This is a genomic window from Stygiolobus caldivivus (genome assembly GCF_019704315.1).
GTDB classification, from domain to species: Archaea; Thermoproteota; Thermoprotei_A; order Sulfolobales; family Sulfolobaceae; genus Stygiolobus; species Stygiolobus caldivivus.
The window spans coordinates 2,082,962-2,106,670 of sequence record NZ_AP024597.1; the positions used below are offsets into that span (position 1 = coordinate 2,082,962).

28 protein-coding genes, 3 tRNA genes and 1 pseudogene are annotated in these 23,709 nt (G+C 43.0%); 20 read left to right on the plus strand and 12 right to left on the minus strand.

What is annotated here, in order from left to right:
* Nucleotides 1–29 precede the first annotated feature (29 nt).
* The 17 genes from KN1_RS10315 to KN1_RS10395 all read left to right on the plus strand — a co-directional run bounded on the left by KN1_RS10315 (nucleotide 30) and on the right by KN1_RS10395 (nucleotide 10,792).
* A complete protein-coding gene (locus tag KN1_RS10315) occupies nucleotides 30–491 on the plus strand; it encodes a 30S ribosomal protein S19e (protein ID WP_221287452.1) in 462 nt (153 codons plus the stop codon).
* 16 nt (nucleotides 492–507) lie between these two features.
* Nucleotides 508–855, plus strand: coding sequence for a DNA-binding protein (locus tag KN1_RS10320; protein ID WP_221287453.1), 348 nt, complete (start codon nucleotides 508–510; stop codon nucleotides 853–855).
* Complete coding sequence (locus tag KN1_RS10325; RefSeq protein ID WP_221287454.1) at nucleotides 852–1,007, plus strand: 50S ribosomal protein L39e; 156 nt, start codon at nucleotides 852–854, stop codon at nucleotides 1,005–1,007. The genes KN1_RS10320 and KN1_RS10325 overlap by 4 nt, the downstream gene beginning before the upstream one ends.
* A 220-nt stretch (nucleotides 1,008–1,227) precedes the next feature.
* On the plus strand, nucleotides 1,228–1,470 hold the full coding sequence (locus KN1_RS14785) for a 50S ribosomal protein L31e (RefSeq protein WP_225905826.1): 243 nt from the start codon (nucleotides 1,228–1,230) through the stop codon (nucleotides 1,468–1,470).
* Nucleotides 1,467–2,138: a translation initiation factor IF-6 gene (locus KN1_RS10335; protein ID WP_221287456.1), complete on the plus strand. Its 672-nt coding sequence runs from the start codon at nucleotides 1,467–1,469 to the stop codon at nucleotides 2,136–2,138. The genes KN1_RS14785 and KN1_RS10335 overlap by 4 nt, the downstream gene beginning before the upstream one ends.
* Nucleotides 2,138–2,398 (plus strand): 50S ribosomal protein L18Ae, encoded by a 261-nt coding sequence (gene rpl18a, locus KN1_RS10340; protein ID WP_221287457.1) that lies wholly within the window; start codon nucleotides 2,138–2,140, stop codon nucleotides 2,396–2,398. Before KN1_RS10335 ends, rpl18a begins: the two co-directional genes overlap by 1 nt.
* 5 nt (nucleotides 2,399–2,403) lie before the next feature.
* Nucleotides 2,404–2,850 carry a prefoldin subunit alpha gene (gene pfdA / locus KN1_RS10345; RefSeq protein ID WP_221287458.1) on the plus strand — a complete coding sequence of 149 codons (447 nt, stop codon included), beginning with the start codon at nucleotides 2,404–2,406 and terminating at the stop codon, nucleotides 2,848–2,850.
* A 168-nt stretch (nucleotides 2,851–3,018) separates the two neighbouring features.
* Entirely contained in the window at nucleotides 3,019–4,074 is a 1,056-nt protein-coding gene (gene ftsY / locus KN1_RS10350; RefSeq protein WP_221287459.1) for a signal recognition particle-docking protein FtsY, read from the plus strand.
* Between the two features lie 35 nt (nucleotides 4,075–4,109).
* Nucleotides 4,110–4,289, plus strand: coding sequence for a SecE/sec61-gamma family protein translocase subunit (locus KN1_RS10355; protein ID WP_221287460.1), 180 nt, complete (start codon nucleotides 4,110–4,112; stop codon nucleotides 4,287–4,289).
* A 10-nt stretch (nucleotides 4,290–4,299) separates the two neighbouring features.
* Nucleotides 4,300–4,758 carry a transcription elongation factor Spt5 gene (locus KN1_RS10360; RefSeq protein ID WP_221287461.1) on the plus strand — a complete coding sequence of 153 codons (459 nt, stop codon included), beginning with the start codon at nucleotides 4,300–4,302 and terminating at the stop codon, nucleotides 4,756–4,758.
* Between the two features lie 12 nt (nucleotides 4,759–4,770).
* Nucleotides 4,771–5,283, plus strand: a complete 513-nt coding sequence (locus tag KN1_RS10365; protein WP_221287462.1) for a 50S ribosomal protein L11 — start codon at nucleotides 4,771–4,773, stop codon at nucleotides 5,281–5,283.
* Between the two features lie 4 nt (nucleotides 5,284–5,287).
* The gene (locus KN1_RS10370) at nucleotides 5,288–5,944 is read left to right on the plus strand and encodes a 50S ribosomal protein L1 (RefSeq protein ID WP_221287463.1); all 657 of its coding nucleotides are present in this window, start codon (nucleotides 5,288–5,290) and stop codon (nucleotides 5,942–5,944) included.
* On the plus strand, nucleotides 5,941–6,951 hold the full coding sequence (locus tag KN1_RS10375; protein WP_221287464.1) for a 50S ribosomal protein L10: 1,011 nt from the start codon (nucleotides 5,941–5,943) through the stop codon (nucleotides 6,949–6,951). Before KN1_RS10370 ends, KN1_RS10375 begins: the two co-directional genes overlap by 4 nt.
* Before the next feature lie 47 nt (nucleotides 6,952–6,998).
* On the plus strand, nucleotides 6,999–7,316 hold the full coding sequence (gene rpl12p / locus KN1_RS10380; RefSeq protein WP_221287465.1) for a 50S ribosomal protein P1: 318 nt from the start codon (nucleotides 6,999–7,001) through the stop codon (nucleotides 7,314–7,316).
* 39 nt (nucleotides 7,317–7,355) lie between these two features.
* The gene (alaS, locus tag KN1_RS10385; protein ID WP_221287466.1) at nucleotides 7,356–10,082 is read left to right on the plus strand and encodes an alanine--tRNA ligase; all 2,727 of its coding nucleotides are present in this window, start codon (nucleotides 7,356–7,358) and stop codon (nucleotides 10,080–10,082) included.
* A complete protein-coding gene (locus tag KN1_RS10390) occupies nucleotides 10,048–10,680 on the plus strand; it encodes a DUF434 domain-containing protein (protein ID WP_221287467.1) in 633 nt (210 codons plus the stop codon). Before alaS ends, KN1_RS10390 begins: the two co-directional genes overlap by 35 nt.
* 23 nt (nucleotides 10,681–10,703) lie before the next feature.
* Nucleotides 10,704–10,792: transfer RNA gene (locus KN1_RS10395), tRNA-Arg, on the plus strand.
* 821 nt (nucleotides 10,793–11,613) lie between these two features.
* On the opposite strand, the gene KN1_RS10400 is transcribed toward KN1_RS10395, so the two are convergent.
* Nucleotides 11,614–11,970 (minus strand): hypothetical protein, encoded by a 357-nt coding sequence (locus KN1_RS10400; RefSeq protein WP_221287468.1) that lies wholly within the window; start codon nucleotides 11,968–11,970, stop codon nucleotides 11,614–11,616.
* 662 nt (nucleotides 11,971–12,632) lie between these two features.
* Nucleotides 12,633–12,758, minus strand: a complete 126-nt coding sequence (locus tag KN1_RS14980; RefSeq protein WP_258712507.1) for a hypothetical protein — start codon at nucleotides 12,756–12,758, stop codon at nucleotides 12,633–12,635.
* Nucleotides 12,759–13,006: 248 nt separating this feature from the next.
* On the opposite strand from KN1_RS14980, the gene KN1_RS10405 reads away from it, so the two are divergent.
* Nucleotides 13,007–13,079: transfer RNA gene (locus KN1_RS10405), tRNA-Gln, on the plus strand.
* On the opposite strand, the pseudogene KN1_RS10410 reads toward KN1_RS10405, so the two are convergent.
* From KN1_RS10410 to KN1_RS10440, 7 genes and pseudogenes are all read right to left on the minus strand, one after another.
* A pseudogene (locus KN1_RS10410) lies at nucleotides 13,057–13,257 on the minus strand (putative integrase); the annotation flags it as partial. The gene KN1_RS10405 and the pseudogene KN1_RS10410 sit on opposite strands and share 23 nt — an antisense overlap.
* Nucleotides 13,258–13,661: 404 nt before the next feature.
* On the minus strand, nucleotides 13,662–16,361 hold the full coding sequence (locus KN1_RS10415) for a phage/plasmid primase, P4 family (RefSeq protein WP_221287469.1): 2,700 nt from the start codon (nucleotides 16,359–16,361) through the stop codon (nucleotides 13,662–13,664).
* Complete coding sequence (locus KN1_RS10420) at nucleotides 16,354–16,566, minus strand: CopG family transcriptional regulator (protein WP_225905654.1); 213 nt, start codon at nucleotides 16,564–16,566, stop codon at nucleotides 16,354–16,356. Before KN1_RS10420 ends, KN1_RS10415 begins: the two co-directional genes overlap by 8 nt.
* 54 nt (nucleotides 16,567–16,620) lie before the next feature.
* Nucleotides 16,621–16,773 carry a ribbon-helix-helix domain-containing protein gene (locus tag KN1_RS10425; protein WP_225905655.1) on the minus strand — a complete coding sequence of 51 codons (153 nt, stop codon included), beginning with the start codon at nucleotides 16,771–16,773 and terminating at the stop codon, nucleotides 16,621–16,623.
* 263 nt (nucleotides 16,774–17,036) lie between these two features.
* On the minus strand, nucleotides 17,037–17,270 hold the full coding sequence (locus KN1_RS10430) for a hypothetical protein (protein WP_221287471.1): 234 nt from the start codon (nucleotides 17,268–17,270) through the stop codon (nucleotides 17,037–17,039).
* Nucleotides 17,267–17,539 carry a hypothetical protein gene (locus tag KN1_RS10435; protein ID WP_221287472.1) on the minus strand — a complete coding sequence of 91 codons (273 nt, stop codon included), beginning with the start codon at nucleotides 17,537–17,539 and terminating at the stop codon, nucleotides 17,267–17,269. The genes KN1_RS10430 and KN1_RS10435 overlap by 4 nt, the downstream gene beginning before the upstream one ends.
* The gene (locus KN1_RS10440; protein ID WP_221287473.1) at nucleotides 17,536–17,862 is read right to left on the minus strand and encodes a hypothetical protein; all 327 of its coding nucleotides are present in this window, start codon (nucleotides 17,860–17,862) and stop codon (nucleotides 17,536–17,538) included. Before KN1_RS10440 ends, KN1_RS10435 begins: the two co-directional genes overlap by 4 nt.
* An 88-nt stretch (nucleotides 17,863–17,950) precedes the next feature.
* Between KN1_RS10440 and KN1_RS10445 the strand changes: the two genes are divergently transcribed.
* The gene (locus KN1_RS10445; protein WP_221287474.1) at nucleotides 17,951–18,124 is read left to right on the plus strand and encodes an AbrB/MazE/SpoVT family DNA-binding domain-containing protein; all 174 of its coding nucleotides are present in this window, start codon (nucleotides 17,951–17,953) and stop codon (nucleotides 18,122–18,124) included.
* A 42-nt stretch (nucleotides 18,125–18,166) separates the two neighbouring features.
* Here KN1_RS10445 and KN1_RS10450 read toward each other — a convergent pair whose 3' ends face one another.
* Entirely contained in the window at nucleotides 18,167–18,535 is a 369-nt protein-coding gene (locus KN1_RS10450; RefSeq protein WP_221287475.1) for a hypothetical protein, read from the minus strand.
* Between the two features lie 116 nt (nucleotides 18,536–18,651).
* Complete coding sequence (locus tag KN1_RS10455; protein ID WP_221287476.1) at nucleotides 18,652–19,509, minus strand: integrase; 858 nt, start codon at nucleotides 19,507–19,509, stop codon at nucleotides 18,652–18,654.
* A 1,786-nt stretch (nucleotides 19,510–21,295) separates the two neighbouring features.
* Here KN1_RS10455 and KN1_RS10465 point away from each other — a divergent pair.
* Nucleotides 21,296–21,368, plus strand: a tRNA-Gln gene (locus KN1_RS10465).
* A gap of 790 nt (nucleotides 21,369–22,158) precedes the next feature.
* Here KN1_RS10465 and KN1_RS10475 read toward each other — a convergent pair.
* On the minus strand, nucleotides 22,159–23,634 hold the full coding sequence (locus tag KN1_RS10475; protein WP_221287477.1) for a hypothetical protein: 1,476 nt from the start codon (nucleotides 23,632–23,634) through the stop codon (nucleotides 22,159–22,161).
* Between the last annotated feature and the right edge of the window lie 75 nt (nucleotides 23,635–23,709).

Genomic DNA, 23,709 nt, shown 5'->3' on the forward strand with positions numbered 1-23,709 from the left:
TAAACCTTAAATGAGTGATTAGTAGACGTATGATAACAGTAAATATGGTACCAGCGGACGAGCTCATTAAGAGGTTGAGCGAGTATTTAAAAGAGAACGTAAAAGAAGTACAACCAGCGGAATGGTCACTGTATGCTAAGACAGCTAGCTTTAAGGAGAGGACCCCCGATAATTCTGGGGACTGGTGGTATATAAGGGCCGCCTCATTACTTAGAAGAATTTATATAGAGCAACCTTTAGGAGTCGGTGAGACTAGAAGAATTTATGGGGGAATGAAAAGGAGGGGAACCAGGCCTCCGATTTCGGTTAAAGCTCCGGGGCACGCTAATAGGCTTATATTCCGTCAACTTGAAAAAGCAGGCCTAGTTTCAAGGACTAAAAAAGGCAGGATCTTATCGCCTAAAGGGAGGTCAATTTTGGACAAATTATCATACGAAATATTTAAAGAGTTGGCGGAGAAAAGAACAGATTTGAAAAAATATTTGGATTAAAATTAGGTGATAAATCATGAGTGATGAATACGATGAAGAGTTACAAGACCTTTTGAGAAGAAAGGCAGCAGAACAGCAAAGAAGGGCTTTAGAAGAACAGCAGAGGAAAGCTGAACTTGAGGCTAGGAAAGACGCAATTTTAAGGGCAATATTAACGCCTGAGGCAAGACAAAGGTTAACCAACGTAAAACTTGTTAAGCCCGAAATAGCTGAAGCAATTGAAAACCAACTCATTGCGTTAGCACAAGCGGGAAGGATCCAAGCTCCTATAACTGACGATGAACTGAAGGAGATATTAGCCCAACTTACCTCTCAGACTAAAAAAGATTTCAAAATAACGATCAGAGAAAGGGGTTGGAAATGAGCAAGCATAAGCCATTAGGTAAAAAATTAAGGTTAGCTAAGGCGATAAAAAGTAACTCAGCTATTCCTGCGTGGGTAGTTTTAAAAACAAACGCCAAAATAAGATTTAACCCCCTTAAAAGGAACTGGAGAAGGAGTAACCTTAAGGTGTAAGTAGATGGCTGAACAGAACGCTCCACAACAACAAGAAGCTCCACAACAGCAAGAAGTAAAACAGCAAGTAGACAGTCAACAAGCGAAATCAGAACAGCAACAAACTGAAACTAAACAAGAAGAGAAGAAAAAACAAGAGGAAACTAAAAAAGAGGAAAAGAAAGAACAAAAGACCCAACAGCAGAAAAAGAAGACTAAAAAAGAGAAAGATAACTATGAAATGGTAGTTAATTTCAGAAGGGCGTTTATGGGAAGGAGCACGGTAAGGACCAGGAGGGCACTTAACATAATAAGGTACACAGTAAGGAGGCATTTCGGAGCTGAAAAAGTAATTATAGACCCTATATTGGCTAGGGCTGTATCTGTTAACGGTCGGGATAAGATCGTAAGGAAAATAAGGATAAATGTTAGAAAGGTAGGGGAAAAGATATATTTAGTTACCCTCGCACTTAAAAGTGAATGAATGTAGATAAACTTTCAATTTTCGGAACGGACAATATAGGTATATATATTTTTACCAACGATAAATATACAATATTACCTAAGATCGATGATAGGCAAGTCCTAGATAAAATTCAGGAAATTCTAAAGACTGAGATAATCCAGACGACAGTCGCAAAAAGCGTTCTAGTAGGTATTTTAACCTCGGGCAATAACGACGTCATTATTCTACCTAAAACAGTAACTGATGAAGAGTACCAGAGTATAAAGCAACAAGCTAAAGATGCGAGAGTGGAAGTCCTAGACATTAAACCTACTGCATTAGGAAACATATTATTAATGAATTCGCATGCAGCTCTTGTTTATAAAGAGTTAAGTGATGTAGAAGTAGAAAAAATAAAGAAAATTATTCAAGTAGAAGCTATAAGAAAAGGGAGTATAGCTAACATTATTACAGTAGGTTCTGTGGGTGTTGTAACAGATAAAGCTGGACTCGTCCATGTAGATGTAACTGACGAAGAGCTAAACCAACTTTCTGAGTTTTTTAGGGTTAGGCTTGATACCGGGACAGTGAACTTCGGAAGCGTCTTCGTAAGGAGTGGCTTAGTCGCAAACAAGAACGGAGTTCTAGTAGGTTCGTCAACCACCGGACCAGAGATTTTAAGAATCCAAAGAGCATTTAATGATTGATGTCTGAGATCAAAGTTTTCATGGTCAGAGGCACAGCGTTATTTAACGAAGCAAAGTTCCCTACGAGACAAAAATTTGTAAGGTATATAAGAGCCTTAAATGAAAAACAAGCACTAGAAAAAATATACAGCGATTTTGGGGGTAAGAACAAAATAAAGAGGTATAACATAAAAATTGAGGAAATAAAAGAAGTAAAAGTAGAGGAGATAAACGACAAGACAGCAAGAGATTTAGCAAAGTTAGAAAAGATAATATTGTGAGAGATATGAGCGGGAGAGAAGAAAGCGGAGAAATGGCGATAGATTTAGAGGCGATCTACCAGCAAGCGGTAGAGCTAAAAGATTATATAGAAACACTCCAAAAAACGCTAGCTGAAGTCCTTGACTCCATAGAGTCGGTAAAATCTTCTAAAAACGCTATTGATGAGTTGGGAAAACAAAACCAGGAATACCTCCTATTGGGAGACAGAAAGGGTAACATAATGTTTAGAGTGAGTAATATAGGTAATACAAAAGTCATAGTCCACCTGGGCATGCAGTACTTTGTTGAGGTAGACCCTCAGACAGCGAAAAGGCTACTCGATGATAAGGAAAAAGAACTAACAGACTATTCTAAGGCTCTACAAAATGAACTAGCCAAGTCAGTTGAGGCTTATAACCAACTCGCGCAGGTACTATCGGCTATACAAGCTCAAGCACAGAAAGGTGGATAATTTTGTTTCGATAAATTAAAGAAAGCTTTTTCAAATTTTTTAGGTAAAGTAACGGGTAAAGAAGAGGGGGAGCAAGAGAAAAAAAGTGAACCAACTCCCCAACAACCTCCCGTACAAGGGCCCCAGCAGCAGGAAGCCCAAAAACAGAATGTCCAAGCAAGTCCTAATGTGGAAGCACCAAGACCAGCTGAAGTAGCGCAACCTACTAAAGTCCAACAACCAGAGGAAAAACACGCAAACGAGCAACCTAAACCCCTACAGCCTCCTCAACAACTCCCGCAAACCGCACCGCCTAAAACAGAAGAAAAACCGGTTGAAGAACAGAAAAAAGAAGAAAAACCGAAATCCCGCTTCTCCTTTTTCGATTTCCTCAGGTATAAGACCATAAAGGAAGAAGATATTACTGACCTGATAGAGGAGTTCCGCTATCAATTACTTGAAGCTGACGTATCATATGAAGTCTCAGAGAAGATCCTAGAGGACTTAAAGAACTCTTTAGTTGGAAAAAAGGTAAGTAGGAGTGAAGAACTAGAAAAAATAGTACTTGACTCCCTAAAAAAATCGATAGAGGAAATCCTGACAAAAAACAGAGGTTTCGATTTAATAGAAGAAATAAAGCAAAAAGGAAAGAAACCCTACGTTATAGTTTTCTTCGGGGTAAACGGAGTAGGAAAAACTACCACAATAGCTAAGGTAGCTTACATGTTAAAGAAACAAGGCTTAAGCTCTATAATTGCAGCCTCAGACACGTTTAGGGCTGCCGCACAAGAGCAATTAGCTTACCACGCTCAAAAACTTGAAGTACCGTTAGTTAAAGGAAAATACGGGGGAGACCCCGCGGCTGTTGCATTCGACGCTATTTCTTCAGCTAAAAGTAGGGGTATTGACGTAGTCCTAGTAGACACTGCAGGTAGGATGCACGTTGACTCAGACCTAGTCGAGGAACTAAAGAGGGTAGTGAGGATTTCTAAACCTGACTTAAGGGTGTTAGTACTAGACTCTTTAGCGGGAAATGACGCGTTAGAACAAGCAAAATATTTTGAAAACAATGTGGGATATGATGCTGTAATACTCACTAAGGTAGACGCTGATGCAAAAGGCGGTATCGTATTGTCACTGGCTTATGAACTGAAAAAACCGGTAATATACTTGGGTATAGGTCAGGATTACGACAACCTAATCCCGTTTAGTCCTGACTGGTTTATAAAGAGAATATTCCAGTAGTTAAAGTTAAAACCACGCTTTCAAAATATTCAAATATGTCAATTGATAAGTCCCTCAGGAAACTCAAGGACGACTGGAAGCTGATTACCAGTGTTGCTAAAAAACCAGATAAAGATATGCTAAGTTATAGTATAAAACTCACGTTACTCGTTATAGCAGTAGTAGGGGTGCTCTCATATATTATACAGTTAACTTTTACGCTCCTCGTACATTAAGGTGGACGTATTGGAAGCTCCTAAATTCAGGAATTATTATGCTGTTAGGGTCACCGCGGGACAAGAAATAAATGTCGCCCTTATGATCGAGGAGAGGATAAAAACCAATAACGTAAAGGAAATTTACTCAATTGTCGTACCACCTAGTGTGAAGGGTTATGTTATAGTAGAGGCTTCCGGCCCTCATGTCGTTAAGTTAGTAGTGACCGGTATCAGGCACGTCAAAGGTGTAGCCCACGGGTTAGTCCAGAAAGAAGACGTCGTTAAATTCGTATCCAAGACAGTATCCCTACCTACTATAAAAGAAGGAGAAATAGTAGAGATAACCAGCGGTCCCTTTAGGGGAATGCAGGCCGAAGTAAAGAGGTTAGACAGTGCAAAGAATGAAGTAGTTTTAAATATTTTAGAATCATCATTTCCACTTCAGGTTACAGTACCCGTTGACCAGGTGAAACCTGTTAAAAAGTAAGGTGATAAGCTTATGCCTACAAAGTCAATAAAAATCGTAGTAGAAGGAGGAAACGCAAAACCGGGCCCCCCATTAGGCCCAACCCTATCACAACTAGGCCTAAACGTAGGAGAAGTAGTGAAGAAAATAAATGAGGCTACGTCCCAATTCAAAGGAATGTCAGTTCCAGTAACGATAGAAATTGATACGTCAACTAAGAAATACGAAATAAAAGTAGGAGTGCCAACTACTACTTCTCTACTGTTAAAAGCAGTAGGTGCAGATGCCCCTTCAGGTGACCCTGAACACAAAAAGATAGGAAACCTAAAAATGGATCAAATTATCGACATAGCTGTCAAGAAGAAACCCCAGTTAACCTCTAAGACCCTTAAGGCCGCAGTCAAGAGTATTCTGGGCACAGCTAGGTCTATCGGTATAACAGTAGAGGGGAGAGACCCCAAACTACTCGTTAAGGAAGTGGAACAAGGTAAATACGATGACTTATTAACTAAATATGAACAAAAATGGAATGAAGTAGAAGGGTGATTTTATGCTCGTTGAAAGGAATAATTTAGTAGAAGCATTAAAACAAGCCCTCGACCCCTCTAACAACCCTAAGAGAGGCTTTACGCAGAGCGTAGATATTATAGTGACCTTCAAAGGGGTTGATATGAAAAAAGGAGAACTGAAACTGAGGGAAATAGTCCCCCTACCCAAACCGCCTACAAAAGCCAGAAGAGTGCTTGTAGTACCCTCCTTCGAGCAACTGGAGTCAGTAAAAAGGGCGTCCCCTAACATGATCTTGACTAAAGAAGAACTACAGAAACTACAAGGCCAGAAGAGGCCTGTAAAGAAACTAGCTAGGCAGAACGACTGGTTCTTAATAGCCCAAGATTCAATGGCATTAGCCGGTAGGATTATAGGACCTGCTTTAGGACCTAGGGGGAAGTTCCCCGTTCCCCTACCCAACTCTTCGGACGTTACCGAATACGTAAACAGGTTTAAGAGGTCTACATTGGTTAAAACCAAAGACCAACCCCACGTACAAGCTTTTATAGGTACAGAGGATATGAAGCCAGATGATCTAGCCGATAATGCGATAGCAGTATTAAATACTATCGAGAATAAAGCTAGAGTAGAAGCTAATTTAAGAGCAATATATGTAAAAACCACGATGGGTAAAGTGGTAAAAGTTAACTTGAAGTGATTAAAATGGCCGTAGTAACACAACACAAAATCCCGAAATGGAAAATAGAAGAAGTAGAAGAACTTACCCAAAAACTAAAGGAATACCCTACGATAGTCATCGCAAATATTGAAGGTTTCCCAGCGGATAAGCTCCACGATATCAGAAAGAAACTGAGGGGAAAGGCCGAAATTAAAGTAACGAAGAACAGTTTATTCGAACTTGCATTAAAGAAAGCCGGTCTGGACGAGTCCAAATTCAAGCCTTATCTAACCGGTTCTAACGCTTATATCTTTACTAATATGAACCCCTTTGAGCTCCACCTCTTTCTAGCTAAGTTTAAACTAAAGAGGTACGCGATGCCCGGAGATAAGGCAGACGAAGAAGTAGTTATACCCGCCGGAGACACCGGGATGCCTGCAGGCCCCATACTCAGTACCTTCGGGAAACTGAAAGTAAAGACCAAAGTACAAGACGGTAAAGTCTACGTCCTGCAAGACACGGTAATAGCTAAACCCGGAGACCCCATCCCACCAGAGGCAGCCCCTATACTACAAAAACTAGGGATAATGCCAGTATACATCAAGCTCAGTATTAAAGTAGCCTATGAAGGCGGAGTAATTATCCCCGGTGAACAACTAGAAATTAACTTGGATGAATATAAGGACGAAGTGATGAAAGCCCACTTTAACGCTTTCAGTCTTGCCGTAGAAATCGCCTATCCAGAACCCGAAGTATTAAAGGTTACTGCACAGAAGGCTGCAAGAAATGCTATATCTTTAGCTGCCGAGATAGCGTACATTACCCCTGAGACTGTGCAGGCAGTAATATCTAAAGCTATGACTAAGGCCTATGCGTTAGCTGGTGCAATCAGCGGGAAAGTAGACTTAGGGATACAAGTCCCTCAACAAGCACCTGCTCAGGCTGCTCAGCCTGCTGAGAAGAAGGAGGAGAAGAAGGAGGAAGAGGAGAAGAAGGGGCCGAGTGAAGAGGAGATCGGTGGCGGTCTGTCCTCACTCTTCGGGTAATGAAAATTTTATATATTCCTTTACCGGTAAAAGAGGATTGATACAGTATGGAATACATCTACGCAAGTCTCTTGTTACATTCAGCTAAAAAAGAGATAAATGAAGACAACCTGAAGAATGTACTTTCAGCTGCAGGAGTAGCTGTAGATGACGTAAGGCTAAAAGCTGTAGTAGCCGCGCTGAAAGAAGTAAACATAGACGAGGTCCTAAAGAACGCTACCGCGATGCCCGTAGCCGTGGCTGCCGCAGCACCTGCTCAGGCTGCTCAGCCTGCTGAGAAGAAGGAGGAGAAGAAGGAGGAAGAGGAGAAGAAGGGGCCGAGTGAAGAGGAGATCGGTGGCGGTCTGTCCTCACTCTTCGGGTAATAAAAACTCTTTTTAACACCTTCTAATCCATTTTTATCTATGAAAGTAAACGAAAGTGAGTACAAGCTTAATTTCTTTTTATCTAATAATTACGAAAGAAAAATATGTAAATCGTGTTCTACCCCGTTTTGGGCAAAAGACAAGACACGCGAAGTATGTGCTGACGTGCCTTGCACGGACTATTATTTCTTCGACTTAGACATAAAGTCTCCACCCCTCACCGTAGGTGAAGCAAGAAACAAGTTCCTGAAGTTCTTCGAAAGGAACGGGCACACGATAATACCACCCAAGCCGGTATTGGCGAGGTGGAGGGAAGACTTATACCTCACAATAGCCAGCATTGTAGACTTTCAACCTTTTGTCACGAGTGGGGTCGTACCCCCACCCGCAAACCCCTTAGTCCTTTCCCAGCCTTGCATTAGACTCGAGGACGTAGACAACGTGGGGATAACTTTCGGCAGGCACTTAACCACGTTCGAAATGGCTGCCCACCACGCATTTAACTACCCGGACAAGCAAGTTTACTGGAAAGAAGAAACGGTAAGGTTAGCTAAGGAATTTTTCACGCAAGAAATAGGCATCCCCGAGGAACAATTGAACTTCAAAGAGTCTTGGTGGGAAGGAGGAGGGAACGCAGGGCCTTCCTTTGAAGTCACAATAGGTGGTCTAGAATTAGCCACACTAGTGTTTATGCAGTACGAAATAAGAGGAGAAGAATACATACCGCTAAAACTTAAGATAGTAGACACGGGGTACGGGGTTGAAAGGATAGCGTGGTTTACTCAAAAAACGCCCACAGCATTCCACGCAATCTACGGGAATTTAGTCTATAAGTTCTTTGACAAAATCGGTGTCGCAAAAGTAGACGACGAACTACTTAAAACCGCTGCAATATTAGCTGGAAGAATAGACCCGGACAAGCCAGAGACGATAGCAAGGCATAGAGAAGAAGTAGCTAAGAAGATGGGGTTAAAACTGGACTACGTTAACAATGAACTCACGAGAGCCGCCAGGGTCTTTCAGGTACTAGACCACACCAAGACGATAGCCCTAATGCTCGCGGACGGGTTGGTCCCGTCAAATTCCGGTGAAGGGTATTTGGGGAGGTTGCTCATTAGGCGTGCCCTGAGGGTCCTAAAATTACTAGGGAGCGATGTCAAACTCTACGAGCTAGTAAAAGACCAGATAGAGTATTGGAAAGAGGACTTCCCCCAGATGCTGAAAAATAAAGACTATATACTCGACGTAGTCCAACTGGAACAGGAAAGGTTTGAGGAGACTATGAGCAAGGCGACTTCCGCGATATCTTCGTTAGTGAAGAAGGGTAATGAAATAACAGTAGAAGACCTTGTAAGGCTTTACGACTCCAACGGGATACCTCCAGATATAGTAGCTGAAGAAGCACATAAGTTAAATAAAGACATTAAAGTCCAAGTACCCCATAACTTTTACGCACTAGTAGCTAAGAGACACCAGTCCGCCCCTATAAAAGGAGGAAAAAAAGACAAACTTCCACAAGACCTCATAAATGTAATTGAGGGAAAACAACCCCAACTACCACCTACGGAAAGGCTATACTATAAAGACCAGTACCAGAGGTCATTTCAGGGCAAAGTCTTACTCTCATACAAGAACTTCCTCGTCCTAGACCAGACTACTTTCTACCCCGAGGGTGGGGGCCAAGTAGGGGACACGGGAGTGATCAGGGTAGGAGATACGGAGTACAGAGTCATTGACACCCAGAAAGTCAGGGACTATATAGTCCACATCTTGGACAAAGAGGTCAACATCCCCGAGGGTACTACTGTCTACGGTGAAATAGACTGGCAGAGGAGGTATAGGATTATGAAGCACCACACGGGTACTCACGTCATTTTATCAGCCGCTAGGAAAGTCCTCGGTGAACACGTGTGGCAAGCAGGGGCTGAAAAGACACCGCAAAAAGCGAGGCTGGATATCACCCACTACAAGGTGCCTACTGAAGAGGAAATAAAGAGGATCGAAGACTTAGCGAATTACGTCATAAACGACCGGAGACCCGTAAAGCCGTTCACAATAAACAGGATAGAGGCGGAAATGAAGTACGGCGTCTCGATTTACGCCGGAGGAGTACCCGAAGGTGCGGACGTAAGGTTGATCGAGATCAAAGACTGGGATATTGAAGGTTGCGGTGGGACACACCTAGCTAATACTAGCGAAATAGGCGCGTTAAAAATAATAAACGTCGAAAAACTACAAGACGGTGTAATAAGGCTTGAGTATGTAGCCGGTGACGTAGTAGCACAGTACGCGAGATCCCAAGAAGAAAAAATTAAGGAGGTCTCAAAGGCTTTAAGCACTTCTCCGTCACAGTTAGAGGCTAGGGTTAAGAGGCTCGTCGAAGAGGACGAAAAGAAAGACCAGTTGCTGAGCAGTTATAGACGTATGGTCTTGAGTGAAATAGAGAGGATAGCCACGAAAGAGGTAGTAGGCGATATAATACTATACGTCGTAAGGGACGTCCCTGATGAAGAGCTGGTAAGGGATGCAATGAGGAAGTTAACTTCTTCCCAGAGGTCCGTAGCTTTAGCTATCTCGTCAAAGGGCGGCAGTAAAGTAGTCGAGATAGGCGTAAGTAAAGACATGAAGGTAGACAAGGTCATAGAGAAGCTCAGGAATATGGGCGGTAGAGGAGGGGGTAAGGGGACATACGGTAACGTCACTATCAATTCCTCAGAGGAGAACATAGTCAATGCTGTCAAATCAGCTATTGCAGAGGGCCTATGAGGACTACAAGTTCTTAATAAACAGGGGTTATAACAGGAAGCCCGCCCTTGACCTAGTCTCAGCCAGATACGGCCTATCAAAGAAAGAGAGGCTACTCCTCTACCGCTGTACCCACACAGACGAAGAGGTCGAGGCAATAAGGCAAAAGAAGGTCGAAGCCCCTGAAGAAGTAATGGTAGACGGTTATAACATATCCCTTACTTTACTCTCGGCGATCTATAACGATGACGTCTTTATCTGTGACGACGGGCTCGTGAGGGACTTGGGCCTGGGTAAAAGGAAAGAGAAGGACGAAGTCTTTGACTCGATCGTCCTCATAGCGGAGTTCTTATCCTTTAAACGGGTAGCCTTTCAGATAGTATTAGACGCGCAAGTGAGCAAGAGCGGGGAGCTGTCAAATAAACTAAGGAAGATAGGGGTAAACGCTATAACTGCTAAAAAGGCGGATATGGAAGTCATAGTGAGCGGTAAGGTAGTAGTATCAAACGACTTCGTGGTCGTCATGAAGGCCAATAAGGTCTACGACTTGTTAGGTGATATCCTAAAAATAAGTTCGATCAAAGTCCCGTGTTTTCCTCCTAATCCGAAAAACCTTTAAGCAGAACCACTAATAATTAGTGTGGACCCGTAGCTCAGCCAGGATAGAGCGCCGGCCTCCTAAGAGGCCGGGTGACAGCCGGTGGTCGTGGGTTCGAATCCCACCGGGTCCGCTATACCCCACCCTTAATTTTGGGAGAAAAGGGAACACGTCTTTCTATGCCAAATTATGAGAAGCCCAGTACCATTTATTGAAAAAACGTGTCAATAAAGTATTACTTAAAACGTATATACACACTCACACCTGTTTCGTGCTAAGCACTTAAGGCTTATGAGCTTAAACCGTCAACTTGGCAACACCACACGCGTGATTATACCCTATTCATAATAGGCACCACATGCTTCGCCTCTAACAGCTTGGGTTTGCAACCGTGGAGTTTCCCAAAAGCATGAAAGGGACGACCCAGTGGTGGCGAATAAGTTGAGCCACACCGCTACGCGCTAGGACGCTAGGCCATGTCCGCGTTTATTGTGAATAAGGAGTTAGTGAGTGCCTAGCGGATATCCTTCTCGTTTTCACACTAAAACTCTATAAAACACTCACGTCATGAGGAAGACGTAGCATTTCATCTAAAGCCCTTATGTTTGGTGTGTTTTTACAGACCTAGCAGGCACCGTATAGATTATAAGTAGAGCTAACGCCCTCAGTACTTAACATAAAAAGTGTAAGTATGGGGGGGGGGGAAGACTATTTAGGCCAATGTCCATGTCACGATTTTTCAACTGGTAAAAACATAACCCCTTTAGGACCTTAAAAACCGTAAACATTTTACATTAAATTATTGGGGGCCATGTTATTGGGGGTCTATGCTCCCCAACAGCCTTATACATAGGCCCAGCCTTAACACACCTTGTCCCTTTGCTAAGTAGCTCCATTTAGAGTGACGCGACTTATATCTGCTCCTTTGTGCGGAAGAAAACCAGATGTATTATTTCATATAAACGTGTGCGGCCTCACTTCCGCCCTCTTTTGCATTAAAAGCTCTTTCACTAAATAGTTGTTCCCGCTCAGCTTATTTACAATTTCTAAGGAGAGTAGCTTTATCTTCCTTTTCCTTAAAACCTCCATCTCGTCTAAAAGGTGTTTAAACTCCGTAATATAAGCGGGAGATATAGCGTCTAATAAACCCTTTTCTTCCCTTAACTCTTTGACCTCCTTTTCGAGTTCCGCACCTATCTTCATTAGGTCCTCATCTTCTTTATCTTTTATCATCTCAAGGAGTTTAGAAGCTGCCTCCACTAACTTGTCTTGATCAATATAATGAATTATTTGTAGTAATTGGTCAAACACAAATAGTATTTTCTTTTGTAAGATTAAAAACTCTTGCAAGCCTTTGTTCGGTGTAGCAAAACGGACATCATGTTTAGCCCTTTACAGCCACTTGTGTAAACATAACTATAATGTACTCACTCAAGTTTAGAGGGCGATTTAACTTAAAACTATCGAGGCTATTGACGGGAAGGCCTTTACCCTTTAATGTCTGACAAAGTGTAGCTGTGAGTGATTATACCCGGTCAGTTAATAAAGGGCAACGACGCAGTTAGCGTAGAGCTAGAAAATTACTAAGGGAGAGAATAAGGCCTTACCCTCAGTCCTGACAGAGTATATAAAAATAACAAATTAAAAGTCACACAAAACGATATACTCCGAAGTGTGGCGGAGCCCCTTAAAAGTAGTGTATTGAGGGAGTTATACCCTTCTAAAAGACTATGGTAATAGTAGGTAATAAAACATTAACTGAAACCCCAACTTTAGCTAGAAAAATGTTGATCCAGGAAAAATAACTGGAACCGGATAGGCGAGGAATACCGCGGTAGTAAGACCTGAGGCGTTTTGGTGAGCCGGCACGGCCTCTCAGCCTTTACTGCTCCCTTTTTATTTTCATAAAACCTTGTATACGCCTGATCCCGTCACCAAGAATTAAAAAGTACGGCTTTTATACTCGGTTAGAGTCAGGAGAGCGAGGACTTTTCCCTACCCGTTAGAAGCTTTAAGGTGATTTTAGGATGGGGCCTCTCGTCCTCTATGCCCTGACCAGTATAAAATGTCATTACAGTAGCAGTGGGCTCCTCGATCACCTATACCAAATGTCACCTCCACTTGCGTCTGGCACCCGATGTCCGATATGAACCCCGTTCTACTGAATAGCAGGCCGTAAAGGCTAATGATCACTAAAAATAACAGTACATGCGGCCGTTTGCGGGGATAACTGGGGGCAAAACCGGTTCGGTACCTTTAGCGGGAGAGTCCCAAACCCCCAACTACGTCCTCTTTTGCGTCCCTTTGCAGGTAAAGTTTTTTAGACTGAGTTTTATCATTATATCTTAGCCGGGTAGTCTAGCGGCCAAGGATCCAGGGCTCTGGCCCCTGGGACCCCGGTTCGAATCCGGGCCCGGCTACCTTACTTAGGGGGGTACCCCCTAAGACCCCCAATGCTACCTTAACGACCTTGTCTAAAGTACCGACGTAACGGTCCCTCCTCTGACCGTCTTGAAACTTCTCTATAATGTAAACATAATACTTCCCCTTAACCTCACGTATTCTGATATCACCAAATGTGAAAACTTTATTACCCATACCTTCCCCCGGTTTATAATTATCACGTGTAGGTATTTAAGGAGTGATAAGTATCATACCACGCGTGGGTTTGAAAGAAAGTGATAAAAACTCCTCAGTTGTGGGAAAAATTGGATTTCGTCACCCACTGTAAGTGGTAAAAATTCAAAAAATCACGGGGTCTTAGACACGGTGTGGGGTCGTTAGATAAATCCAATTTTTTGCATTGAATTTTAACAAGAGCATAGTAATAATATCACGGGACTGATTACTTATGGCACGATTTCCCAAAATTTTGTTATATTATTTTTTCGCTCACGGCGTACAAAACGAAAAGAAATTATAACATTTTTTTGGGAAACCGTGCCATAAAATGTACATGACAGTTGAAAAATTGAATTTCAAAAAATCCAAAGCACGCCGTGTTAGTCTAGATGAATTTCGAAAGCCTCTACCCCTCTCGGTTCACAGAACTTATGGTCTTGGCAGAACTTTATGAACCTATTTGCCTTATCACGGTCCCCAAAGTCTTGGACTATTTCCCTAAACTCCTTTATGACGTTATTGTTTTCCTTAATATAATTTAGGAATACCTTAACCTCATCGACAGTCACCTCGTGGTTTAATTGCCTATAAGCCTCTAACTCGTTTATCCCGATCCCCACTAGGAACTTTTTCCTTATTGGTTTGCCGTCCTCATAGCCTACTACTTTGCGGTCTGTCGAAATGTTGAAATATTCCCTAAGCTTACGCGAAAAGGAGTTAGGCCCTACCCCTCTAAAGCCCATTGCACTGCAATAGCCCCTATACATCTTGTACAGCTTCTTTTTCTCCACTATCAAATCACCGTTTCTCGGGTCAACCGTGAGTATCCCCCTCTCAGCATAAGTCTTCATAAAACTATATACACTGTCGATATGTGATAGCCATAAGTCCATGACCTCTTTCTCACTCTGCTCAAAGTCGAAATGCCCCACCTGGAACACCCGTGATATTGCCACTATTGAAGTCGTAACTATCCCGTTAATCTCCTCTTCAGTGAATATTTTGTCAACCCATATGTCGTTGTCTTTGAACTCGTGAGGGAACTCTACCAATACCCACCTATGCCAAAACGCTTTATCGTCTGTGTCCCTCACTGCGGGCATATTATTTGAGGCAATGACCAGTTTCGCAATACTCTTAAACGTTATCGGGTCTTTGAACTTCACGTCTGCAGTTATCCAGTCCCCGCCCGTGAGCCTCTTGAACCTGTCCATGTCCTCAATCGTATAGTTTTTTGACTCGGCCACCGCATTGGCTAATTTATGGTAGAGGTTCCCCACGATAAACCTATTTTGCGGGTCAAAAAGCTCTCGTGGCGAAATGCTGACTGCATAATCTCCTAATATCTTTTTTATAAGGTTGATATACGTCGATTTACCGTTACCGCCGGAACCTACCAACATAAACGCTTTTCTGAGCTTAATTTCGGGGTAGAACGTATAGCCTATAACCTCAAATAGGAGTACCCATTTATCGTCAACCCACTGCTTAAAGGTCTCTAGGTTCTTAGGGCAGAGCCGTGATGCTAATTCCTCAATGTCTTTTACTGTTATCTCCTTATTCATGAACTTCTCAATTTCCTCAAACTTGACTTCCCACGGTAGGTAGTAGAAAGAATAAACCTTAGGGCTCCTCTCTTTTGCGTCATACCAAATAATGCCTTTATCAGTCCATTCCAGAGTGCCGTTCTTGAAGGCAATTCTTAATGGCTCTTTGGGTAACGGCGTGAGTGTTAAGTCCTTTATCTCGTCAAATATGTCGTCGACATCACGTTTGCTGAGTTGTGCTAATGTCCTATCAAACGACCTTATTTCTAACATCTCTGCTATTTCCCTTATCTCCTTCCTCAACCCTTTGTCAAACGGCGTGTAGACCCCTTTCTTCTTGTCCCATTTGAAGACCCCTATCACTGCCTGGTTATGTCCCGTGACCTGGTAGAAAGTTTTGATTTTGTGGAGTCTAAGGATAGCGCCCGTGATTATTGATTTTGCTATCTTCTTAGCCTCTTTCTCCTTCTTCCCCTTAGCTTTAGCCTGGAATTCTAGTGCGGGTTTACTTAACTCCCACGCCTTCTTCAGAGTGTGGATATAGTACTTGTCCCATTTTGGTGCAAAGACCTTACTGTCTGAAGGAAGGAGATGTTCAAAAACTTCCAGGTTAGTCACACCGTGGGTTAATAACGCTCTGAAAAATGCCCAATCTCCTCTACTCCTATCAATCCCTATATCGGCATAGGTTTTCCCGTCACAGACCACTGACTTAGCCGTGGTGAGTATTGTAGACCATTTCTTACTCTTCTTATCATCTTTCCCCTTCAGTTCCTCTAACTCCTTTGATATTTCTTTGCAGACTTCTTCCCTTATCGCCTCAACTGTCTTACCCTTAAAGCGGTCGTATTTAGCCATTTCTTCCTTGAGCTTTTCCAGGTCATCCTCAACCTCATTACTTGTACCCCCACTAACCCACGCGCGGGCTGAACTGCTTAGTTCAATCCCTAACCTCTTACCCTTTTCAGCCAAAAACTTCAGTAGGCCTTTGAGGTCAGCCTTCATTATTTTGTTATTGTTAATAGGGGTATAGCACGTGGTGTAGTCTTGGCCTTTCCATTTACACTTATCAGTGTTACACTGCTTATGGTTAATACAAGACTCGGGTCCTAATACATAACTCTTGAAGCTCTGTAAGTCTGCTATCCCTTTCCCGTCTTTGGTAAATACGGGGTTAAACTTATGCTCTGGAATTTCGTCAGCGGTAACATAAACGTGAATACCGCCGTGGGGAGTATTGACACAGAGCGTGTTTTTACACAGTTTGTTAAGCTCATTTTCACTAATCCATGCCTTCAATAGTTCCTTATCCTCAAAGTCTAAAACGACCAGACCGTGCTGACCGCCCGGTACTGCATAGTTATGCCCTTCCTCAACCATCTTTAGGAACTTCTGCCTCTCTTCCTCACTTAACGGTTGACTGCTATACTTCTCCCACTCCTTAATCACGGCTTTTTTGCTTTGAGGGTCAATAGGGAAGATGGCAAAGCCGTGTTCAATAAACCGCTTAGCCCACTGCAGTCTCTCACTCACCTTTCCTCACCCTCCTGAAGAGCGTATAGGGGTCGTCTCCTCTGTATACTCCTTCCTTCATTTCCACGTGGATTTTGTCCTCAATTCTTTGCGGGCATTCAGCATAATTGCCTATATCTCCACAAACACTGCTATCGCTAAAGCAGTGCCTTCCAAACGGGCAAGAAGGTTTTTTAATCTGTCTAACAGAGTTTAAACTAACCACACATATCGCCTCTTTTTTCCGATTATGTGACGAGAAGAGAAAAAACGGATTAACTTATGAAGAGAGGAGTCCCAACTCCTTAGCCAAATGCTTTACCGCTATTTTTACCGCGTCAGATTCCGAGACGTCATAGTATTCTGCAATTTTCTTTATTACCGCCTTATCCTCTTCCTTTAGCCTTACAAAAGCCATAGTTTTACTCGACATTTTGCTCACCATTCTGTAGTTTACCCGTTGAACACTTTTAAACCTTATCGTGTGGTATAACCGTTAAGTGTCAACGTACTAAGACACGTGGATATTACATGTAGATAGTGTATAGAGAGAGTGAAGAGAGAGATAGACAGAAAGCCATATATATTGTTAGATGGGTTTACGCCGTTGCTAATACTTTTAACAGATATATGGCGTATGTATAAACAGTTGTTAACAGATGTATATTGTATGTGTAGTGTATATGTAACGTATAGCTAACATGTTTTTGCTAATGCCTTCATCAGCTTATCACGGTGGCCCTTTAGGAGTATGTCCAAAACGTCATCTAAGTACTCGTCCACAATTTCTTCTAAGTCAGCTCTCTCAAACTCTACCTCGTCTACCGTGTACTCATACTCTGTATTGTAGTCGTCACATATCGCGTATTCGCCGTCAGCCCTACATAGCTCTTCAAGTTCACGGTGTGAGACGTAAACGGGTACCCTCATCTCTTATCCGCCTCTATTTCCTCTAACGCTACCTCTACCGTCTTTTCCTTGAGCGTAAACGAGATATCGCCTATCCTGACCCCCACACCGTCTTCAACGGTCACCCTAAACGGTAATAGCGTGTTATCGATTTTTGCAAAACCCGTTGCCGTCTTATTGGTCACCCTGACCGCCCACACTATTTCCACTTCCCTCTTGTTCACTAACATTTGCTCATTAGAGTTCAGTACCGACTCCAAGTTAGCAAACACCTTATCCGGGCTTATCATAACTCCCTCACCCACGTGTTGGCGTTCCTGTTTGCGTATATCCTATCGATTACTTCCTTAATCCTGAAGTCCGTATATGCGTCGGCGTCCTCTAAGATAGATAAGAAGTTTTCAGCCTCACCGCGGTTTTGTGGGTTTAATAGGCTAAACGCCTTAGCCAAGTACTCTAACGTCTCTATAATGTACTCTTCCGGCGCGTCTATGTCGTACCTCTTTTTACGTCCGTACCACGCCTTTAGGACTTGTACCCCGTAAGGGGTCGTGTAAAAAATAGAGTCGTTTACCTTAACCCAATTTTCCCCGAATTGGACTTTTCCGTTCATTTTGCATACGCCAATTATACACTTTGCATACGAGTTTATAAGCTTTGCGTACAATAAGCTTATATAATGCATACGCAAAATAGATACTATGAAACCACGCGTATATAAAGGCGGAAGACCTGGACATACCACATATTATTTGTTAATACCGAAAGACATAGTAGACTCGTTAGGGATAACTCCAGAAGACGATTTCGTGCTTAATACAGAAATCAAAGACGGGGAAATCACGCTTTGCTATAAACGGGTTAAGAAAGCCTAATTTTCTATCCCACTCATGCGCCAAAAGGTGACCCGTGATTTTTTACTCCTCTTCAACTCCTTCTTCAGCCTCTTCTTCCCAATCTTCCTCTTCCACCCGCTCTTGTGAGGCCTCTTCATCGATTTCCATGTCCAGTTCCCTATGAAGTTCTAATAACCTCACCTCACCGTGGAAAGCACGGCATACCAGTTCTACCCCTTCACTTACGGGATATGCCAAACCCTTCATACAGACGTAACGCAAAGCTTCATACACTTTCCGTGCTTTCCACTCACTCCAACCAAACTCAAACTGTAGCGCCACACGTGTTACCTTCCCCTCACGCCTCAGTAACTCTATAGCCTTCTGCAAATCCGGGTCCTTTTTGATATACTCCATAATTTGTGAGTGTGTGTTTTCGTGTGACCCCATAAGCTATATAGCCTTTCCGGAAATTATATACTTTTTGATAACTCCATTTTTGTCTTATTGAATTTTGAAAAATTGTTAAGGTTTTGAGGAGTTGCACTTCCCGTCATTTCCAAGCGTTAGAAAAATTCAATTTGTTTCAACCAACTCACGTAGGTCGGGTAGTACTTTTTCGCCAATGTTAATAGGTCTAAGTAATGTTTTGTGAGGATTTGACTAGGAGTCCTACCCTCAATAAAGTCTACAATTTCACCCGGTACTCCTAACTCCAAGAGCTTTGTCGCCACGAATTTCCTCAAGTATTTCGGCTCAACGCCTAACTGGTGCAACACCTTCTTTGCGTAATTATACGTAATGCCCTGTCTTTGTAACGGCGTGGTATGGAAAACGTAAAACACGCGTTTTGAGCCCCTACTCCAGTTCAATATATATATATAATATGAATTTTCACTCATTTCGTCCTTAGGGTCGTACTCGTTGAGGACTTTGACCGCTTCCGTGAGCCTTATCCCGCTTTCCAACAAAAGCTTAAATAACGTCTCTACTTTAGTCCCCTTCACTTTCGTAAGCCACTCCTTAATTTCGGCCTCGCTTGGGACTTTGAGGTCTACCCCGCTCTTCTTAGTCTTGATAGCTTTCCACTTGTCCAGGTCGCCTTTCCACTTGTAGTACTTCTTCCAGGCTAACACTGAGCCTTTATTGTTTACGTCCAGAGGTTTCCTAAGATAATTTACATATTGTTTACAAGTTTCTTTACTTACTTTCTTTACACAATCGTTATAAAATGCAATTAGTCCCGCTTCTGACGGTAAATTTTCAATCTTTTTATCACGCCTCGAGTCCAAGTCCTTTGTGATAACTGACGTATTTGTAATGATAGAACTACGAGGGGTTTTAGGGGAGTCTTCCCCTAACCAGGGCTCTGGCCCCTGGGACCCCGGTTCGAATCCGGGCCCGGCTACCTTTGTGGGGTACACCCCCTTAACCCCCCAATACTATTTTTACGACCTCAGATAAAGTACTGACGTAACAGTCCTTCTTCTGACCGTCCTTATCCTTCTTCGTTGAGTAAACATAATACTCCTCCCCACCTCACGGACCCTTGTTATCACTAAGTGTGAAAGCCTTATTACCTACGACCTTTTATTGCGGCGTTGGTTAAAAGACGTGATAACTACTATATCAGTTGTGTAGTAAAACATTACGATAAGAACTCCTAGACTGGAATAATTGACGATACTAAAATTGGGTATCACTTCATATTATAGTCCCTTTTCATAATAACTGTGAACGTGTCCTAGCACCCTAAAGTGCGGTATAGTGGTGTGGCTTAACTTATTTGTCACCGTTAGGTCGCCCCTTTCACGCTTTTGCAATCAGTACGAAGCAAACTGTAGTAAACGAAGAGGCGGTATTATTGCATTGTACCGTGTTCCAAGCAGACCGCTATGCCGTAAGGGTCGTAAGGCGGTTCGGGGCCCGTAGTTACCCGTAAAGCCTGAGGGGAAGTTCACGCTACAGCACTATACTACCGTGACTCCCGCTGTTCGCTGAAGACGCTAAGAGGAAGGTGGCGTTTACGTGACGTTAAAGGTGTTAAGCGGGAGGTACACGTTGTTAGTTGTGTAGTCTTAGTCGGGCAGGACTTATAAATAGTAGGTATTGCAGACGCTTATGTGGGGGTTGAGCTAGGGTGTGTTTTCCGGGCTTCCCTTGCTATCTTCCACGGTCTCGGTCTGTGCAGATGAGGACTGACGATGACGGTCTGGAATTATTTAAAGTAGCTGTAGCCTCCTCCACCACCGTAACGGTAGAATGTTGAGAAGACGTGTAGGACTAGGAGTGTTAGGAAGAGTAGTAGTGCCCACTTTCATTAAGATACAAGAAGAGTGTGGGTTTGTTAACGACTGTTTTAGGATTTTACTCCTTATTGATAGAACGGCTAATATTAGGAAGTAACACCACTCTGGTCGTCAGAGATTCCGGCCATAGGTTTGCATACCATGGCGTAGGGACAACTTCAAACCTTTTCTACGACAAAATCCCACTACCAAAGGTCTAGGAGGCGGTGCATTAATGTAAATTAACCTCGGTAGCCTACAGAGTGTAAGTAGAAACTCAGACCTAAGAGGACGGCACAAGCTATAGCCAGTAGCCTTCTTTTTATCAGAAGTAAAAAGAAAAAAAAACTTTATAAAACCTTTCGTTAAAGAGCTGGAACCGATGAAGGATAAGTCAGAGATGGTACCGCAATCTGTTGTTGGATGCTAATTACTAAATAGATACAATGTATATGGACTGCAATATAGAAAATATTGGCATTATAGTAATTACTAGCATTTGGTACCGTACCTACCTGAATTCCATTAATAGTGGTATAGGCTTTAATTCCTTTTTGAGTCCCTAACGTCCACCAGGTTACATTATAATGTTCGCACTGGTAATTACTGTAAGGAGTTTGTTCTTAAGCACCCCATGCAACACTAGAGGGTGGCGTAGATACACCAACCATAGTTCCAGAGAGCCAAGGTCGTTCCTGCCTACAGAAGTCCTCAGTGAGGGCTTATGAGCCTACCGGTCTCGGTATACTGCCCTATGATAACGCCCCGTTAGGCTAAAGTAAATGGCGGTATCGGTGCAATGTGGATAAAGAGTTGGAGCTTTATAACCTAGAGTGTATTAGAGGCCTTTAATTAGCTTATTGAGTTTTTGTCGTAGATCTTTGGAATAAGGTTTTTAAATCAGGTATATGATTTTGATCTTAGCCGGGTAGTATAGCGGCCAAGTATCCAGGGCTTTGGCCCCTGGGACCCCGGTTCGAATCCGGGCCCGGCTACCTTACTTAGGGGGTACCCCCCTAATACCCCCAATCTACCTTAACGACCTTGTCTAAAGTACCCACGTAACGGTCCCTCCTCTCATTGCTTTCAGCCTTTTTCGTTGAGTAAACATAATACTCCTCCCCACCTCACGGACCCTTGTTATCACTAAGTGTGAAAGCCTTATTACCTACGACCTTTTATTGCGGCGTTAGTTAAAAGACGTGATAACTACTATATCAGTTGTGCAGTTGAAAGAACGTGGTGAAAAATTCCTAGACTGAAATAGCAAGTAAGGACACTATACTTGGTCAAGTACCAAAGGGCAAGTTTATCGCAATGCTGGTATTATATGCTTTGAGTTAGAACTACATTTGTCATTTATAGGTGACCAAGTATAAAATCTCGTATTACTTTAAAAAAGGTAAATAGTCCGGGTCTTACTTTAAGGACCTAGTCACGGAAATCTAAAAGGTTCTGATCTTTTTATACCGTTCATTATCGTACCACCGAGGCCCGTAATTTATTCTTGATTTAACTTAGACCTTCTGGCAACTCTGTGATTCCTCAGGAGTTTTTGGAATAATGTTAAGGTCTTTTTCCTACTCCCTCTACTCCTCTAACCAGTTGGTCGTATTTAGCCTCAACGTCTTTTATTCTGTCCGCTAATGTTTCGCCATTACCCAAATTTTCTATGATCTTACCTAAAATCAAGTATAAGCGTAGACGTAAATATTTAGGGTAATTATTGCGTTGTCACGATTTTTCAATACATGCTAACCGGCTATAATACTGTCAAGGGTTGTGTTAAAACCGGGGGTAAGCTTCAACGTGTGAGTATTCTATACACAGTTCTGTTTCGTCTGCAAGTTCTTCATACGTCGCGCCGGGGTCGTCTACCATTACTTCTTGCACACACTTCTCGACTACTGTCTTATACTTATACCACTTTTTGTACGACCGTTTTTCAGTCATTGGAGGCTGCTTACCGGCTAACTCGTTTACGACTTTCTCATATATCTCCTTCAACTCTTTTGCCCTCTCCTCAGCCTCCTTCAAACCCTCCTCATAAGAGACCTCGACCCAAGCCACATATAGGGAAGCGGCCGTAGCGATGAACCACGGGAAAGTGGTGGAAAGGGCTGAAACGGCCTTCCTAAACTTCTCGCCCGCTTCAAGTAACTTCTGCAACAAGTCCGTTATACCTACTCGCCCTGCCCACTCCTTAATTGCAGCGGAAGTAAAACTTGAAGGAGGGGGGATAACGTTCAAATAGAGCGGCTGGACTTTTAATTCCTTTAAGCTCACCGCGGAGTACCCTGAGACGAACCCGATTAACCCGAACTGGGAACAAGAGTCACCGCACGAGATCACGCTAAACACCGGGGCCCCAATATTAATATCGTTAAAATTGACGAGGTCATGTACACCCAACAAGGCGCACGCACCAGGTGGCATGATATCATTACACTCTGATAAGGCCTCTGCTGTAGGGGCGTTAAACGTAAACGAAGGGTAGTCTTTAAGGTTAAGTGCTTGTGCCACGGTAAGGGCTGTAGCAGTAGCAAAATAGATAAAAGGGTAAGTGTCTGAAGCAGAATCGATGTAGTCTTTAGCTGCAGCGGACAAGCTATAGTCACCCTCTCTCGAGTAAGTAAGTGAACCGCCTCTTGATAAAATCTCAAAAAGTAAGCGCGGTGCCTCTGACACCACTGCTACGTAATATGCTACTTCGATCGAGGAGAGTGAGTCCCATAAAAGTGAGGACCGGCCTTGACAGTCTTGGAGTAGAGGTGGGTTATACCACACTTGCGGGACTTTCCTCTCTGAGTTATACCATATAGGCCAGACTCTTTGCTTGTATAGTGGTACTACACCTAGCCCACCGGTCTTTTCCACGAATGAATCTATTAACCCCCTTGTTAGTTTGCCTTGTGATGTGGCCCTAGACCCGCCTCGGTATACTATCAAATTCCCGTAGGTCCAGTATTTTGATATCCCGCCGATATAGTACCATTCTCCAGTATCTGTGGTCTGTACCACTATCCCTTGCCTGAAGATTTTTTCAGGCGAGTTGGAAGCCTCTTTTAGAACTCTATCGCTTGAAGCTAATGCCGGGTAGACACCGTATTTTTGGTTTGACCTCTGGACAAAGAGTTGGTAGTATTTCCTTAGGCCGTATTTGAGGCACTGCTCTTGCTGTGTCGTTAGTGTGATATTAGCCCCCACCGCGGCGCTTATTGCACTTATTAGTGATGAAAGGGAGGCTTCACCAACTGCCATAGCTGGGTGACCGTTTTTACTTACTTATTTATGTTTTATCCAAAGGCGAGAGGGCTAGAAGGTAGTGTGGAACGT